This is a genomic window from Acidithiobacillus albertensis, from assembly GCF_001931655.1.
GTDB lineage: Bacteria > Pseudomonadota > Gammaproteobacteria > Acidithiobacillales > Acidithiobacillaceae > Acidithiobacillus > Acidithiobacillus thiooxidans.
In genome coordinates, this window is record NZ_MOAD01000001.1 from 259,253 (window position 1) to 274,493 (window position 15,241).

Here is a 15,241-nt window from a genome sequence, read left to right on the forward strand (position 1 = left end):
GGGTTTGATATTGACCGTCAGGCGGTCGGGCCAGACCCGCCGCACCTCGGCATCGGCGACCCAGGGCAGGGCATCCAGAGAATGGCGGATTTGTTCGGGGTTCGCCCACAGAAAGCCACGCGCCGCATAGGGCTTGAGAACCGTGTTGATTTCGGCCAGAGGAATTTTGGGAGAACTGCCGGTAATGGTCAGGGTGTTGATGGGCATCAGGGAGGGTTGCTGGAGCCATTGCCATCCGGACCATCCTCCCCAGGCGAGAATGCTGATACTCAGTCCACCCGCAAGGACCTTTCCATAAAGCTTCCAGGGCAGGGGCTTATGGGCTTTGGCAGCGGCCTTGACGGGTGCCGTCCGGGGAGCGGCTTTGGGTTTTTCCTTCAGGGTGGCTGCTGGCCGTTGTGGCTGTTGTCCGTGGCGATAATCACGCATGACACTAACCATGATTCACTCTCCTCTGCGCCGTACGCAGTATGGTCTTGCATAATTCGGGGAAATCCATGCCCACAGCTTTGGCGGCCATGGGTACGAGGCTGTGGCTGGTCATGCCGGGAACACTGTTGATTTCCAGAAGATGTATTTTCCCGGATGCACTGATCATGAAATCGACCCTGCCCCAATCTCTGCCACCCAGTTCGGCAAATGCCCGGAGAGCCAGGGCCTGCAGTTCGGCATCTTTGCCGGCACCCAGTCCAGAAGGCAGCAGATAACGGGTATCCTCGGCAAGATATTTGGCATCGTAGTCATAAAAGGCGTGCGGGGTTTCAATGACAATGGGTGGAAGGGCTTTACCATCGACAATGCCGACCGTGGCTTCATGACCAATGACAGCGGCTTCGCAGAGAATTTCATCTTCGAGAGCAAAAGCATCCGTTATGGCTTTATCCAGTTCTTCCGGCCCATTCACCCGGCTGACCCCGAGGCTGGAACCACCATGATTGGGTTTGATATAAATCGGCCAGGTGGAGTTTGCCGCGAGATCAGGCCGCTGATCGTGACGCCGCATCAGAATCCCTTCCGTTACGGGGAGGCCGGCGGCTTTCCAGATCTGCTTGGAACGCCACTTGTCCATGGCCAGTGCCGAACTCAAGACGCCGCTCCCGGTGTAGGGAATGGCAAGGGTTTCAAGGACGGCCTGGAGGAGGCCATCCTCGCCGATGGCGCCATGGCAGACATTGAAGGCGAAACGGACGCGTTCATCCTGCAACTGCTGTTGCAGACGTGCCGGTTCGATATCGATGCCTACCACTTCCATGCCACTGCTGCGCAGTGCATCAAGGACTGCCGCAGCACTCAGCAATGACACCTCGCGTTCGCCAGAGGGACCACCGTAAAGGACGGCTGTGCGGATGGATTCAGCCATGCTTCGCCTCCCCCAGAATACGCATTTCAGCTTGCAGCCTGATGCCGAACTGTTGCTGGACTTGTGTTTGTACTTCTTCCACCAGGGCCTCAATGTCAGCGGCCCGGGCATGTCCCCGGTTGATGATGAAATTGGCATGCTGGCTGCTGACTTCGGCCTGCCCACGGGCTTTTCCCTTTAACCCGGCCGCTTCAATCAAGCGAGCCGCGTGGTCACCCGTCGGGTTACGGAACACCGAACCACAACTGGGCCATTCGAGAGGCTGAGTGGCGGCGCGTTTCTCCTGCCAGGCGCGCAAGCGTTGCATGACTGCCGTACTTTCCTCGGGAATCAGGCGGAGTCCGGCCGCAACAAAGCAGGCGTCACCATGGCCGTGCACTTCCCGATAGCCAATCTGGAAATCCTGAGGAGCAAGACGCTGGATTTCACCATGGGGATGCATGACTTCCACCCATTCCACCAGACTCCAGGTATCGCCTCCGTGGGCGCCGGCATTCATGCTCAGGCAGCCTCCCAATGTGCCGGGAATACCCGCCAGAAACTCTGCGCCGGCAAGTCCTGCCTTGGCCGCAAAATGGGCAATTTTTACCGCACCCGCACCGGCGCCGACCCGCAGCAGATCATTTTCTGCCAAAACGATCTGATCCAGGGTATTGGCGAGGCAGATGGTGGTCCCGCGCAGTCCGGCATCGCGCACCAGCACATTACTGCCCAACCCTATCCAGGTGAGCGGAGGAACCGCAAAATGTCTTAAAAATCCTTGCAGATCCTCCAGGGTGCCGGGTAGATAGAAGCGATCAGCCGGTCCTCCAACCCGCCAGCTGGTATGGCGTTGCATGGATTCTCCCAGGCGCAGGCGGCCACCAATGACCGGCATCATGGGGTGGCCTCCGCAAATACTTCGGCCCATTGACCCGCCAGACGGGCAATGCTGCCAGCGCCCATGGTGAGTAGCACCGCGTTCGCAGGCAGTAGTGCGCGAATCTGCGCGGGGGCATTGAGCAGCTCCGGTAAATAGTGAACGCTTATTCCCTGGGCACGCATGGCCGCGCTGAGTGCCTGACTGCTGACTCCGGGTAAGGCTTTTTCGCCCGCACTGTAAATATCGGTGAGTATGACCAGATCGGCCTGGGCCAGACTGTGGACAAAATCGCCAAACAAGGTCTGGGTTCGGCTATAGCGATGGGGTTGAAAGGCGACTACCAGAGGGCGATCAGGCCATACGGCCCGGGCGGCGCTGATGGTGGCGCTCAGTTCGCGGGGGTGGTGACCATAATCGTCAACAATGGTGATGCCGGCAAACTCGCCGACCTGTTCGAAGCGTCTACCTACCCCGCGAAAATCAGCCAGGGCACTGCGAATGGTCTGTTCGCTCACCCCGACCTTGCTGGCAATGCCGATGGCGGCAAGGGCATTGAGGACGTTGTGTTGTCCGGGAATCCCCAGCTCTACATCCAGCCAGTGCACATAGTCATTATCCACCCGCCGCCAGACCTCAAAGTGACTGCCCACTCCCTGGACGGTCACATTACGGGCCTGCAGGTCCGTATCTGCACCGAATCCATAACGCAGCACCGGCGTGCGTAATTCCGGAATCAGGCCGGCGACCGTGGGTTCGTCCGTACAAAGAACGGCAAGACCATAGAAAGGCAGGCGCTGCAGAAACTGCAAAAAGGCATTGCGCAAATTATCGAGACTGTCGCCATAGGTTTCCATGTGGTCGGCATCAATATTGGTGACGACGGCCATGACCGGAGCAAGATACAAAAAGGAGGCGTCCGATTCATCGGCTTCCGCTACCAGGTATTCACCGCTACCCAGGGCGGCATGGGCGCCGGCACTTTTCAACCGACCACCAATCACAAAAGTGGGATCCAGACCGGCTGCGCCGAGAATACTGGCGACCAGGCTGGTTGTGGTCGTTTTGCCGTGGGTTCCGGCAATGGCGATGCCCTGTTTGAAGCGCATCAACTCGGCCAGCATTTCGGCGCGCCGAATCACGGGAATACGTGATTCCCGGGCTGCCTGTACTTCTGGATTGCTGTCGGGAATGGCCGAAGAAATCACGACGACATCAGTGCCGCGCACATTGGCGGCTTCGTGACCCGAGAAAATCCGCGCACCCAGATCAGTAAGGCGCAGGGTCGAACTGCCTGGCTGCAAATCAGAACCGGAAACAGCATAGCCAAGATTAAGCAGAACCTCGGCAATACCACGCATGCCGCTGCCACCTATTCCGACCATATGAATCTGTCTGACCCAGTTACGCATGGCTTACTCCTTCGGGGTGCATACAAATTCGGGCGACGGCTGCAGCGGCATCCCCCCGGCTTTGTTGTCTGGCCGCTTCTGCCCAGCGCAGGCGTAAAGCCGGATCGTTGAGCAGGGGGCTGAGAATATCCCGCAATTCCCGGGCATGGAGGTTTTCCTGGCGAAGCATTCGCGCGGCTCCAGCGCTTTCCAGAAACTGCGCGTTGGCTGCCTGATGATCATCCACGGCAAAGGGAAAAGGTACGAGAATGGCTCCCAGCCCTGCCGCTGCCAGTTCGGCAACAGTTGCAGCGCCAGCGCGGCATAGCGCCAGATCCGCCCAGTCCAACGCGACACTGATATCCGGGATAAAAGGCTCAACGCGGGCGTCGATACCTGCCGCCGCATATTCGGCTCGGGTGCTTTCGCAATGATCCTTGCCGGTCTGGTGCCAGATTTGTGGGCGTTGTTCCGTGGGCATGGCTGCTATGGCGGCGACACTGACGCTATTCAGCGCCTTGGCTCCCTGGCTGCCGCCCATAATCAATAAACGTGCAGGCCCCTGATGACTGGCGAAGCGCTCCTGCGGCATGGGGAGTTCGCGGATACTGCGGCGTACCGGGTTACCGACCCATTCACCCCCGGGCAAGCGCGCCCCGGGAAATCCCAGAAAAACATGTTTGGCCAGGGGGGCCAGCAGACGGTTGCTCAGCCCGGCGATGGCATTCTGCTCGTGCAGGCACAGTGGACAACCCATGCTCCAGGCCGCCAGGCCTACGGGGGCCGTCACGTAGCCGCCCATACCCAGCACGGCCTGGCTGTGGGTTTGTTGAATGATTTTCCGGGCCTGAACAACGGCCTTGCTGACCCGCCAGGGCATGCGCAACCAGCGTCCCACGCCTTTTCCGCGAACACCTTGCATGTCGATGGTATGCAGGGGATAGCCGCGTTCTGGGACCAGGCGCGCCTCCATCCCGGCAACGGTTCCGGCAAAGGCCACTTCCACACCCTGATCGCGTAACATGTCGGCGACCGCGAGAGCCGGAAATACGTGCCCGCCAGTACCGCCTGCAGCAATGAGGACGCGTTCAGCCATGCTGTGCCTCCTTCTGCATCTGGTCTGTTTGTTGAGCAGAAAGCGCTGGATAACGACGGCTGACAGCCAGAACGACACCCAGAGAGGCACAGAGAAATACCAGCGCACTACCGCCGTAACTGATTAGTGGCAGGGCAAAACCCTTGGTAGGAAGAGCGCCAAGGTTGACGCCCATGGACATGACCGCCTCACCGCCGAACCAGGTCAGCGTGCCATAGCAGAACAGGGCAAAAAAAGCATCTCCGGCGGCAGCAGCGCGGCGTCCGATCCGATAAATACGCCAGCAGGCCACACTGTAGAAAATGGCCAGTGCCCATACCCCGATCATGCCCAACTCTTCGCCGATCACTGCCAGAATGAAATCCGTATAGGATTCTGGCAGATAAAAGTATTTCATGATGCCATCGCCGAGGCCGACCCCGAAAATACCACCCCGGCCAAAGGCAATCAGGGACTGTACCAACTGAAAACCCGCTCCGTAGGGATCTGCCCAGGGATTCTGGAAAGCGGTGATGCGGGCAAGCCGGTAGGGGGCTGATACGGCAAGAATTCCCAACGCGCCACCGGCAACAATGCCTGCCAGTAGAACGTAAGTAATGGGTAATCCGCCCAGGAACAACATGACGCCAGTGAGCAGTACCACCATCGCAAATGAGCCAAAATCGGGTTGTAGTAACAGCAGCAACCCCAGCAACCCCAGCACCACAAAAATCGGCCAGAGTCCTTCCTTGAATTTGCCGAGGAGCTCGCCTTTGCGCACCACATAACGTGCGAGGAATAAGAGCAGGGCAAATTTCAGCAGTTCTGAAGGCTGCAGGCGGACAATGATGAAATTGATCCAGCGATGTGAGCCGTTGACGGCAACGCCGATGACCGGCAAAAACACCATCACCAGGGCGATCAGGGAAATGATCATGAGGGGAAAGGTCATGCGTTCCCAGAAGTCGAGATCAATACGGCTAAAATAGTACAATACGGCGGCGGCCAGAATGACATAAAGGCCCTGACGTTCGGCAAAAAAGAACGGATTACCGGTTTCATGCTGGGCAATGGGCGCGCTGGCGGAATACACCATGATCAGACCAAAACCCAGTAGTACCAGAATGATCCACCACAGAATGGTATCTGCCGGGCCGTTTTCGGCCAGCCACCAGCTTGGACGTTTCATGATTTCCCTCCAGCCAGTTTCTGGACAACTGCAGTGAACTGCTGCCCCCGATCCTGATAATCCCGGAACATATCGGTACTGGCGCAGGCTGGTGAAAGCAGAACCTGATCTCCGGGCATGGCTCTGGATGCGGCTTTAAGAACCGCATCCTGCATGCTGTCGGCGTAATCTACCGGAATGACATTTTCAAGCATTTGCGCGATTTTTTTGGCATCCTTGCCGAGTACAACAGCGGCGCGCTGATCACGGCAGGCTTGCTGCAACGGACTGAGATCCGCGCCCTTGGCATCGCCACCGAGAATCATCACCAACGGTCCGGATAAGCCGCTCATGGCTTTGAGCGTGGCACCCAGATTGGTTCCCTTGGAATCATCGTAATAATTGACCCCCTGATATTCGGCGACCCAGGCCAGTCGGTGTGGGAGACCGGAAAACTGGCAAAACACTTCCTGAATGGCAGCAAGTGGAAATTGGGCCGCTTCGGCCAGGAGCGCTGCGGCCAGGGCGTTTTCGATATTGTGTCCGCCCTGCATACGCAGATCGGCTGCGGGAAGCAGGGCTCCGCTGTTGCGCAGCGTGAGCCGGTCATTCAGTACATAGGCATCACTGCGCTCATCATGAACAGCAAAGCAACGGATGGCCACGGAGTCTGGGACTTGCCCGGGCAAGCTCGACGTAAAGGCATCTTCGCCGTTCAAAACCAGGACATCACCGGCATTCATATTCTGAAAAATCCGGGCTTTGGCGGCCCCGTACTGCGTGTAGTCACCATGCCAGTCCAGATGGTCGGGACTGAGGTTCAGAATGGCAGCCACCCGGGGTCGAAAAGTCGTACAGGCATCCAGCTGAAAGCTGGAGAGTTCGAGGATATACCAGGCCGGTTCAGGGCCAGATTCTGGTAATAACTCCAGTGCCGGAGTCCCCAGGTTGCCACCAGTCGCAACCATTATCCCGGCTTTTCGGGCAATTTCGCTGACTAGCGTGGTAACAGTGCTTTTACCATTACTGCCGGTGATGGCAATGATGGGTGCAGAGGCTAGCAGTGCAAATAATTCAATATCACCCATGACGGTGATTCCCGCCTGTTTGGCCTTCTGTAAGGCAGGCAGGGCAGGGGCAAGACCGGGGCTGAGCAGAATCAGATCGCTGTCCAGAAGCAGATTTTCAGGAAGCGCCCCGAAATGAAAAGTGACTTCGGGATATTGCGTACGGAGGGTGTCAGCATTTTCCAGGTGGCGGGTATCCGCCACCTGACAATGTCCACCCAGGCGCAGGGCGGTTTTCAGGAGAGATTGTCCGGTTTTGCCGAAGCCGAGGACGAATACCTTTTTGCCGTTGAGTTTCATGTCAGCGGATCTTCAAACTGGAAAGGCCGATGAGCACGAGAATCACGGTGATAATCCAGAAACGCACGGCTACCCGTGGCTCTGGCCAGCCTTTTTTCTCGAAATGATGATGAATGGGTGCCATGCGAAACACCCGTTTGCCCGTCAGCTTGAAGGAGGCCACCTGAATCATCACCGACAGGGTTTCCATGACAAAAACCCCACCCATGATGACCAATACCAATTCTTGTCTGGCGATGATGGCGACAATGGCCAGGGCGGCACCGAGGGCCAGTGCGCCGGTATCGCCCATGAATACTTCGGCCGGATAGGTGTTGAACCAGAGAAAGCCGAGCCCGGCACCAACCAGTGATCCGCAGAAAATCAGCATTTGTCCGGAACCCGGCACCCAGGGCAGATCCAGGTAATGGGCGAATACAGAATTTCCTGAAACATAAGCAAATATTCCCAGGGCTGCAGCCACCATGACGGTTGGGACGATGGCCAGCCCGTCCAGGCCATCAGTCAAATTGACGGCGTTGGAGGTGCCGACAATAACGAAGTAGCTGAAAATGATAAAGCCGAACCCCAAGGGAATCAGGACATGCGGTACAAAAGGAATAATCAGGCTGGTTTCTACGGGCTTATTGGCCAGTCCATACAATACTCCAGCTGCAGCCAGGGCAAACAAGGACTGCAAACCATATTTGGCGCGGGCGGATAAACCTTTGGTGTTTTTACGCCGCAGCTTGCGCCAGTCGTCAATAAAACCTATGGCGCCAAAGGCAAAAGTAGTGATGACCGCCACCCAGACCAAAGGATTGCGCAAATCTGACCAGAGCAGGGTGGTAATGATGACAATCAGCAGAATCAGGGCCCCGCCCATGGTCGGCGTCCCCTGTTTGCTGAAGTGGGTTTCCGGCCCATCATTGCGCACCATCTGCCCGATTTTGTAATAGCGCAGACGGGCAATGAAAAAGGGGCCAATAACCAGGGAGAGGACTAGCGCGGTCAGTATCGCTAGTACGCCCCGTAGGGTCAGATACTGAAACACGTAAAAACCGTGGTATATATGGCCGAGTTGCATGAATAGTGCGTAGAGCATCAGGCGTCTCCAGCCACGAGTGCCTGAACGACACGTTCCATGTGTGCGGCTCTGGAACCTTTTACCAGCACCACCGTTTCCGGATTGAGATGGGGCTGCAGAGCATCAATCAGGGGGGGCAGTTCCATAAAATGCTCTGTACCGGCTGCAAACGCTTCGGCGGCTTCGGCAGCCAGTTGTCCCAGTCCGTAAACCGCATCAATGCCCAGCTGTTGGGCCAGAATTCCTGCCTGCCGGTGATAAACTACCGTATCGGGACCCAGTTCACCCATATCTCCGAGTATGAGAATACGCTGGCCGGATTGGGCGGCAAGAACACGTAATGCGGCCTCTAATGAAGCTGGATTGGCGTTGTAGGTGTCATCCAGAACCCGGCAGCCGCCCCTTCCGTTGCGCCATTGCAAGCGCCCGGGGATGGCTTCCAACGCGGCCACAGCACGCTGAATCTGAGGGATGCTGATATCCAGGGCCAGTGCGGCGGTGACGGCAGCCAGGACATTGGCACCATTATGTTTTCCCGGGAGCGGGACTTCGAGGGTGAATTCGCCCTGGGGGGCGCGTACATCCAGTTGGCCGCTGCTTCCTGAACGATCCTGCCAATGTCCACGGACGCGTACCGGGAGGTTGTTCAGACTGAAGCGCCACACTTCGCCCGGAGCTTTTTCTGCCCAGAAGTCGGCAAATTGATCGTCACCATTCAAAATGCTGATGCCACGATTGTCCAGTCCCGAGAGAATTTCGCCCTTGGCCGCCGCGACGGCAGCCACAGTTCCGAGTCCCGCCAGATGGGCGGGGCCGGCATTGTTGATGAGGGCCAACGTTGGTTTGGCCAGTGCGCTGAGCAGGGCGAGTTCGCCGGGATGGTTCATGCCCATTTCCAGTACCGCATAACGATGTTCCGCCCCCAGTCTTGCCAGGGTCAGGGGCACGCCAATATGGTTGTTCTGATTGCCTTGAGTGGCCAGTACGGGGCCGCTTTCGGCGAGAATGGCTGTCAGGACTTCCTTGACCGTGGTTTTGCCACAGGAGCCGGTAACCGCCAGCACCGGTATGTTGAAACGCTGGCGCCAATGCTGTGCCAGGCTTTGCAAGCTTTGCAAAGTGTCCTTGACCACTACTCCGGGCGCATCCACCTGACGGTTGCTGAGTACGGCGGCCGCGCCCTGGGCTAAAGCTGCCGGAACAAAGTCGTTCCCATCAAAGTGTTCTCCGGTCAGTGCAACAAACAGTTTGCCAATCATTGGTTGGCGACTGTCCGTGGCAATGCCGTGTATTTCGTCCTTTCCCTGGCTGCCAGGCAGAAGCTGGCCACCGGTGATGCGGGCTATTTCGTTGAGGGAGTAGCGCATCATGGGCGCAGTGCCTCCATCGCTACCTGTTGGTCATGAAACGGAGTTTTCTGACCCATGATTTCCTGGGTGCGTTCATGTCCTTTACCGGCAATCAACACCCAATCCCCACTTTGGGCCTGGTGGATGGCCTGGTGGATGGCTGCTGCCCGATCATGAATGACCTCGATGGCTTCAGGGTGCTGCATGCCCGCGAGAATGTCGCGGATAATGTCATCGGCATTTTCACTGCGGGGATTATCATCTGTAAGCGTGACCCGGTCGGCCAGAAGTTCGGCAACTTTTCCCATTTCCGGACGTTTTCCCCGATCCCGATCGCCGCCGCAGCCGAAAAGCACATGGACCTGTCCTTTGGCGACGGCACGTATGTCCTTCAAAACCCGTTCCAATGCATCCGGAGTATGCGCGTAGTCGATCATGACCTGTGCCTTGCCGGATATTGCCGGCAGGCGCTGATAACGTCCCTCGGGCAAATCTAGATGGTGAACGTCTGCGTCACTGACTTTCCAGCCCATCCCATGGGCGACGGCCAGGGCGGCCAGGAGGTTTTCGACATTGCTCTGCCCGAGGAGCGGACTACGTAATTGCCGCAGACCTTCCGGTGTACCCAGGGTCAGGAGCGTACCACTGGCCCCGGCATGTATTTCTCGGACCTGAAAATCCCAGGCCCCCGATCCAAAACCCAGAACATTGACGGAGGGATCGATTTGCTGCGCAATTTGTGCAGAAAAGGGATCATCCCGATTCAGTACGGCCAGTTTCAGATCGGGAAATTTGAACAGACGGGCTTTGGCAGCGCCGTATTGATCCATGTCGCCGTGAAAATCGAGATGATCACGACTGAGATTGGTAAACACGGCCGCAGCAAATGGGACGGCAGCTACCCGGCCCAGGGCCAGGGCATGGGAGGAAGCTTCCAGCGCGATGACCTTGGCCCCCCGATCCCGGAGCGAGGCCAGCGTCTCCCAGAGTCGAACGGCTTCCGGGGTGGTGTTGGCATGGGGGACGAGGGCATCAACCGGCCCGGAGCCCAAGGTTCCGATAATCATGGCCGGTTGGGGGGCGAGTTCGGCAATCAGCCGGGTGACGCTGCTTTTGCCATTGGTGCCGGTGACGCCGATCAATAGCGGTGCTGCTCCTTCATCCCAGCGATGCCAACGGCGCAAGGCCTGGCCGAGCTTGTCGCGAAGGTCGGGAGTCTGCCAGCAGGCAGGGCCATTGACTTGCGGAATGACGGCTTCGTGCCCGGCTTCCAGCACGGCGGCCACGGCCCCCGCCTTCCAGGCTTCTGCCAGAAACTGATCGGCATCGCCACGATGATTGTGTAATCCCACGTAGAGCATGCCCGGCTGCAAGCGGCGGGTATCTGTTTCGATGCCGGTTACAGCCAGTTCCCTGAAGGCGTCAGGTACGGCATCAAATAGCCGGGATAGGGGTTCAGTGCGCTGCATCACCCGCTCCTTCTGCCCACTGCTGGGCCTCGGTGACAGTGCGGTATGGATATTCGGCAGTGGTTTTCAAAAGGCTCGGGTCTGGTTGAATGCCCATGCTTTGCAGGGCAGCTGCCATGGTCACCCGAAATACCGGTGCCGCCACGACTCCACCATAGCGCCATCCCTGGGTCGGGGCGCGGACCACGACAGCCATCACCAGGCGCGGATCCTGAGCAGGGGCAAAGCCCACGAAACTGGTGTTTACCTGGTTTTTATGGAAGCCACCTTTACCGTTGGCCATGATGGAAGTTCCGGTTTTGCCCGCCACCCTGTAACCCGGGATGCTGGCCAGAAAGCCGGTACCGCCCGGACTGGTAACGCCACTCAGCCATCGGCTCAGTCGTGCGGCAGTGCTTGCAGGCATAATCCGGATCCCGTTTACTGAGCGGGTATCCTGGCGGATCAGGGTGGGTGCTATATACACACCTTGATTGGCAATGGCCGCATAAGCGGCCGCCAGTTGCAGGGGAGTTACCGATAAACCATATCCGTAAGCCATCGCCGCTCTGCGGGCAATATCCCAACCCTGCCAGGCCGGCAGCGTCCCCGGACTTTCTCCGGGGAGCCCGAGGCCGCTGCCTTGTCCAAAGCCAGCCTGATGGAGCATTTGAAAAAGATCCGCCGGAGGGGTGCGCAATGATATTTTTGCGGCCCCGATGTTGCTTGAATATTTAAGGACTTGCGCCAGATCCAGATTGCTGTGACGGACATCATCCTGGATACAGAAACGCGCAACTCGAAAACAGTTGGTGTTGACGTTGAAAGTACTGTCGGGCTGGATACTGTTATCGTCCAGTGCCGCTGCAATGGTGAAGGGTTTCATCACGGAACCGGGTTCAAAGGTGTCGGCCACAGCCCGATTATTATAAAGACCAGCCTGATAATCGTGGCGATCATTGGGGTTGAAAGCAGGATAACTGACCATGGCCAGCACTTCACCGGTCCGGGCATTCATGAGCACCGCTGCCCCGGATCGGGCCTGGAAGCGTTGTACGGCCGAGGCCAGAGCGGTGTAAGCCACATACTGGAGATTGCGGTCAATGCTCAAAGTCAGGACTTTGCCGGGCTGGGCAGAACGGGCTGGGCCGTGCAGGCTCAGCGGGTGGCCGTAATTGTCACGCAACCCGGTTTCTTCCCCCGCCTTGCCGGTTAACCACTGGTTATAGGTCAACTCCAATCCTTCAATGCCTTTACCATCTACATTGGTAAAGCCAATCAGTGGGGCCGCAATGCTTCCGGCAGGATAATAACGGCGATTCTCGGTGAGGCTATGCAGGCCGGAAATATGCAGTGCCGATATTTTTTCGGCTCGTTCGGGACTGATCTGGCGGGCGATAAAGGCAAAGTGGCTACCACCCGCATGGACACGGGCATCGAGTTCGTTGACGCTGATTCCCAGGGCGGAAGCCACAAGCGGCCATTGATTTTCCTGGTGGGTGAATACTTGCGGATCTACCCAGAGGGTTTTGACTGGTACGGACAAAGCCAGTGGCTTGCCATCGCGATCAACAATGGGTCCGCGTTGCACCGGCAACGGAAAATGACGCAAATAGCGTTGGGCTCCCTGGTCGCGTAAAAATGGACCATGTTCCACCTGGGCACGCCAGGCCTGAGCCATGACTGCAGCAAAGGCGAGTGTTACGGTTGCCCAAACGGCCGTCGCCCGCCACGCCGGTAATGGGCGTGCGGGGATTTTGGCCGGATAGGCAGAAGTCCGGGTCACTGCGCTTTCACCATGACAATCTGACTGTTTTTGGGGGCGCTCAAGCCCAGCTTCTGCCGGGCGATATCCCCGACCCGCGCATTGGAGGCGAGTGTGGCCTGCTCCAGTTGCAGCTGTCCCCAGCGATTATCCAGGGCAAAATGTTTCGCCTGTGCTTCCTGCAAGGCAATAAACTGGCTTCGGGTGCTTTCCCGTGCAGCTACTATACCGAGCAGCGTTACCATGATGAGAATGGCGAGAATTACCGTATTACGCCGCATGACGTTCACTCCTTTCGGCCACTCTGAGTACCGCTGAACGGGAACGGGGGTTCATCTGAATTTCTTCCGTACTGGCATGAATGGCCTTGCCGACGGCGGACCATGGTAAGGGTGGGATTTCCGCTGCGCGCAAGGGCAGGTCGCTGCTGACCCGAAAAGCATCTGCCCGGAAAAAGCGTTTGACCATGCGATCTTCCAGTGAATGAAAGCTGATGATAGCCAGGCGTCCGCCAGCACGCAGTACCTCCATGGCCTCGGGAAGAAACAGTTCCAGCTCTTCCAGTTCATGGTTGATAAAAATACGAATGCCTTGAAAACTGCGCGTTGCTGGATTCAATCCGGAGTCGTGACGGGGAATGACCTCGGCGATGAGTTCGGCAAGCTGACTGGTTCGCTGCAAAGGGGTCCGCTCGCGATATTTGACGATTTTGCGGGCAATGGCGCGGGCAAATCGTTCTTCACCGTAGTTTTTCAGTACCTGGCGGATTTCTGTTTCAGGAGCACCGTTCAGCCATTCGGCGGCACTGATGCCGCTGCCGGGATCCATGCGCATGTCCAGAGGACCGTCACGGAGGAAGCTGAAGCCACGTTCGGCTTCGTCGAGTTGCGGAGAAGAGACACCCAGATCGGCGAGAATCGCATCCACGGATTCCCAGCCAAGACTTTCCAAAACGCTGCGGATTTCACTGAAGCGTGCCTGGCGGATCAGTACCCGCTCATCGTCGGCAAAGCGGTCTTGCAGTGCCGCGATGGCGCTGGGGTCGCGGTCCAGAATCAATAGCATATCCTGATGCTGAAGCTTTTCCAGCAATGCCGCACTATGCCCGCCACGTCCTCCGGTCACATCCACACAACGTCTGGCTGAGCCCTCGCTGAGGGCGGGTTGGAGCATGGCGACGCTTTCCTGCAGAAGTACCGTAATGTGAGATCCGGACGCGGGCATGTTCACAGGATGAGATCTCCCAGGCTGGCAAATCCATCGTTATTGTTCAGGCTGTTTTCCTGGTAACGATCCCAGCATTGGGCATCCCAGATTTCGAATTTGTTGATTTGACCGACGACGACCAGTTCCTTGTCGATTTCTGCGAAGCGGCGCAGATTGGGTGAAAGTAGGATGCGTGCCTGACTGTCGAGACGCATTTCTTCTGATTGGCCGACAAACATCCGCTGAAACTGGCGGGCGGCGGGATTGTTGCTGGGGAGTTCGGCTACTCGGGCTTCCACTTTTTCCCAGGTGGGAAGGGGGTAGGCCACCAGGCAATGTTCCCCCGGGCGGCTTTGCACATCAATGGTGACGACAATCTGACCGTCGCAATGGGCATTCAGCCAGTCGCGGAAGCGGGCCGGGACGTTCATGCGTCCCTTGCTGTCGAGATTGTGCCGGTGCGTTCCCCTAAACATTTTGCGTTTTACTCTCCAAAACCTTCCACTTTGACCCACTTTTCCCCACAAGCTGAAGAATAGAGGGCGCACATCTGGCTGTCAAGAAGAAATATTGAATAATTACGGCATGTTAGAGCATGTTGATAAAGCTCTATAAAACACTTTAAAGGGTTCTTGTAATCATTGGATTATGCAGTACAAAGTGATTTTGAACGTGTTTGACAGAAAATCAGCAGAGCAGCTGTATGTGCCATGATGTAAATAAATTATCTATTTATTTCATTCAGTTGGGTCGTTGTGTCGGTATTTCTGCCGGAAGCAGATGACGCAAGGAATAAAAATTGGAGTGGGCCGATAAGCCGGGTTCTGTCGTGGACGACCATTCCTCTAGGCCTGCACTTACGCACAGGCTCCAGCAATCTACCCGCATGCACCGCGGACCACGGTATCGCATGCCTATTTGATCTTGCTCCAGGCGGGGTTTTCCCTGCCATTTCCGTTACCGGAAATGCGGTGCGCTCTTACCGCACCTTTTCACCCTTACCGGCGCTTGCGCGCTTGGCGGTATATTTTCTGTGGCACTTTCCGTAGGCTCACGCCCCCCGGCCGTTAACCGGCGCCTTGCCCTATGGAGCCCGGACTTTCCTCCCCAGATAAATCTGCGGCGGTCGTCTGGCCCACTCCGAGGCGGATCATACGCGTTTTCAACAGGACTGTCAGAAGAAAAAC

14 protein-coding genes and 1 other RNA gene are annotated in these 15,241 nt (G+C 57.3%); all 15 read right to left on the reverse strand.

What is annotated here, in order from left to right:
- Window positions 1-441, reverse strand: a 441-nt coding sequence (locus tag BLW97_RS01315; protein ID WP_143214897.1) for a cell division protein FtsQ/DivIB, incomplete at its 3' end; no start/stop codon positions are given.
- Window positions 434-1,360 (reverse strand): D-alanine--D-alanine ligase, encoded by a 927-nt coding sequence (locus BLW97_RS01320; protein WP_075322087.1) that lies wholly within the window; start codon window positions 1,358-1,360, stop codon window positions 434-436. The genes BLW97_RS01315 and BLW97_RS01320, both read right to left, overlap by 8 nt.
- Window positions 1,353-2,240: a UDP-N-acetylmuramate dehydrogenase gene (gene murB / locus BLW97_RS01325; RefSeq protein ID WP_075322088.1), complete on the reverse strand. Its 888-nt coding sequence runs from the start codon at window positions 2,238-2,240 to the stop codon at window positions 1,353-1,355. The genes BLW97_RS01320 and murB overlap by 8 nt, the downstream gene beginning before the upstream one ends.
- A complete protein-coding gene (murC, locus tag BLW97_RS01330; RefSeq protein ID WP_075322089.1) occupies window positions 2,237-3,631 on the reverse strand; it encodes a UDP-N-acetylmuramate--L-alanine ligase in 1,395 nt (464 codons plus the stop codon). Before murC ends, murB begins: the two co-directional genes overlap by 4 nt.
- The gene (gene murG, locus BLW97_RS01335; protein WP_075322090.1) at window positions 3,624-4,706 is read right to left on the reverse strand and encodes an undecaprenyldiphospho-muramoylpentapeptide beta-N-acetylglucosaminyltransferase; all 1,083 of its coding nucleotides are present in this window, start codon (window positions 4,704-4,706) and stop codon (window positions 3,624-3,626) included. The genes murC and murG overlap by 8 nt, the downstream gene beginning before the upstream one ends.
- Window positions 4,699-5,874, reverse strand: coding sequence for a putative lipid II flippase FtsW (ftsW, locus tag BLW97_RS01340; protein WP_075322091.1), 1,176 nt, complete (start codon window positions 5,872-5,874; stop codon window positions 4,699-4,701). Before ftsW ends, murG begins: the two co-directional genes overlap by 8 nt.
- Window positions 5,871-7,220, reverse strand: coding sequence for a UDP-N-acetylmuramoyl-L-alanine--D-glutamate ligase (gene murD / locus BLW97_RS01345; RefSeq protein WP_075322092.1), 1,350 nt, complete (start codon window positions 7,218-7,220; stop codon window positions 5,871-5,873). Before murD ends, ftsW begins: the two co-directional genes overlap by 4 nt.
- 1 nt (window position 7,221) lies before the next feature.
- A complete protein-coding gene (gene mraY, locus BLW97_RS01350) occupies window positions 7,222-8,304 on the reverse strand; it encodes a phospho-N-acetylmuramoyl-pentapeptide-transferase (protein WP_010641233.1) in 1,083 nt (360 codons plus the stop codon).
- Entirely contained in the window at window positions 8,304-9,656 is a 1,353-nt protein-coding gene (locus BLW97_RS01355; RefSeq protein ID WP_075322093.1) for a UDP-N-acetylmuramoyl-tripeptide--D-alanyl-D-alanine ligase, read from the reverse strand. Before BLW97_RS01355 ends, mraY begins: the two co-directional genes overlap by 1 nt.
- The gene (locus tag BLW97_RS01360; protein WP_075322094.1) at window positions 9,653-11,104 is read right to left on the reverse strand and encodes a UDP-N-acetylmuramoyl-L-alanyl-D-glutamate--2,6-diaminopimelate ligase; all 1,452 of its coding nucleotides are present in this window, start codon (window positions 11,102-11,104) and stop codon (window positions 9,653-9,655) included. The genes BLW97_RS01355 and BLW97_RS01360 overlap by 4 nt, the downstream gene beginning before the upstream one ends.
- Complete coding sequence (locus BLW97_RS01365; RefSeq protein WP_075322095.1) at window positions 11,091-12,869, reverse strand: peptidoglycan D,D-transpeptidase FtsI family protein; 1,779 nt, start codon at window positions 12,867-12,869, stop codon at window positions 11,091-11,093. Before BLW97_RS01365 ends, BLW97_RS01360 begins: the two co-directional genes overlap by 14 nt.
- Entirely contained in the window at window positions 12,866-13,129 is a 264-nt protein-coding gene (ftsL, locus tag BLW97_RS01370; protein WP_024893343.1) for a cell division protein FtsL, read from the reverse strand. The genes BLW97_RS01365 and ftsL overlap by 4 nt, the downstream gene beginning before the upstream one ends.
- Entirely contained in the window at window positions 13,119-14,072 is a 954-nt protein-coding gene (gene rsmH / locus BLW97_RS01375) for a 16S rRNA (cytosine(1402)-N(4))-methyltransferase RsmH (protein ID WP_075322096.1), read from the reverse strand. Before rsmH ends, ftsL begins: the two co-directional genes overlap by 11 nt.
- 2 nt (window positions 14,073-14,074) lie before the next feature.
- Window positions 14,075-14,530, reverse strand: coding sequence for a division/cell wall cluster transcriptional repressor MraZ (gene mraZ, locus BLW97_RS01380; protein WP_024893345.1), 456 nt, complete (start codon window positions 14,528-14,530; stop codon window positions 14,075-14,077).
- A 321-nt stretch (window positions 14,531-14,851) separates the two neighbouring features.
- An RNA gene (gene rnpB / locus BLW97_RS01385) (RNase P RNA component class A) lies at window positions 14,852-15,196 on the reverse strand.
- Window positions 15,197-15,241 lie beyond the last annotated feature (45 nt).

Excerpts from the sequence above, each read along its gene's own strand:
- BLW97_RS01360 (WP_075322094.1), bottom strand. The coding sequence starts at position 11,104 with ATGCAGCGCACTGAACCCCTATCCCGGCTATTTGATGCCGTACCTGAC.
- rsmH (WP_075322096.1), bottom strand. The coding sequence starts at position 14,072 with ATGCCCGCGTCCGGATCTCACATTACGGTACTTCTGCAGGAAAGCGTC.
- ftsL (WP_024893343.1), bottom strand. The coding sequence starts at position 13,129 with ATGCGGCGTAATACGGTAATTCTCGCCATTCTCATCATGGTAACGCTG.
- BLW97_RS01355 (WP_075322093.1), bottom strand. The coding sequence starts at position 9,656 with ATGATGCGCTACTCCCTCAACGAAATAGCCCGCATCACCGGTGGCCAG.
- mraY (WP_010641233.1), bottom strand. The coding sequence starts at position 8,304 with ATGCTCTACGCACTATTCATGCAACTCGGCCATATATACCACGGTTTT.
- murG (WP_075322090.1), bottom strand. The coding sequence starts at position 4,706 with ATGGCTGAACGCGTCCTCATTGCTGCAGGCGGTACTGGCGGGCACGTA.
- murC (WP_075322089.1), bottom strand. The coding sequence starts at position 3,631 with ATGCGTAACTGGGTCAGACAGATTCATATGGTCGGAATAGGTGGCAGC.
- mraZ (WP_024893345.1), bottom strand. The coding sequence starts at position 14,530 with ATGTTTAGGGGAACGCACCGGCACAATCTCGACAGCAAGGGACGCATG.
- BLW97_RS01320 (WP_075322087.1), bottom strand. The coding sequence starts at position 1,360 with ATGGCTGAATCCATCCGCACAGCCGTCCTTTACGGTGGTCCCTCTGGC.
- murB (WP_075322088.1), bottom strand. The coding sequence starts at position 2,240 with ATGATGCCGGTCATTGGTGGCCGCCTGCGCCTGGGAGAATCCATGCAA.
- murD (WP_075322092.1), bottom strand. The coding sequence starts at position 7,220 with ATGAAACTCAACGGCAAAAAGGTATTCGTCCTCGGCTTCGGCAAAACC.
- ftsW (WP_075322091.1), bottom strand. The coding sequence starts at position 5,874 with ATGAAACGTCCAAGCTGGTGGCTGGCCGAAAACGGCCCGGCAGATACC.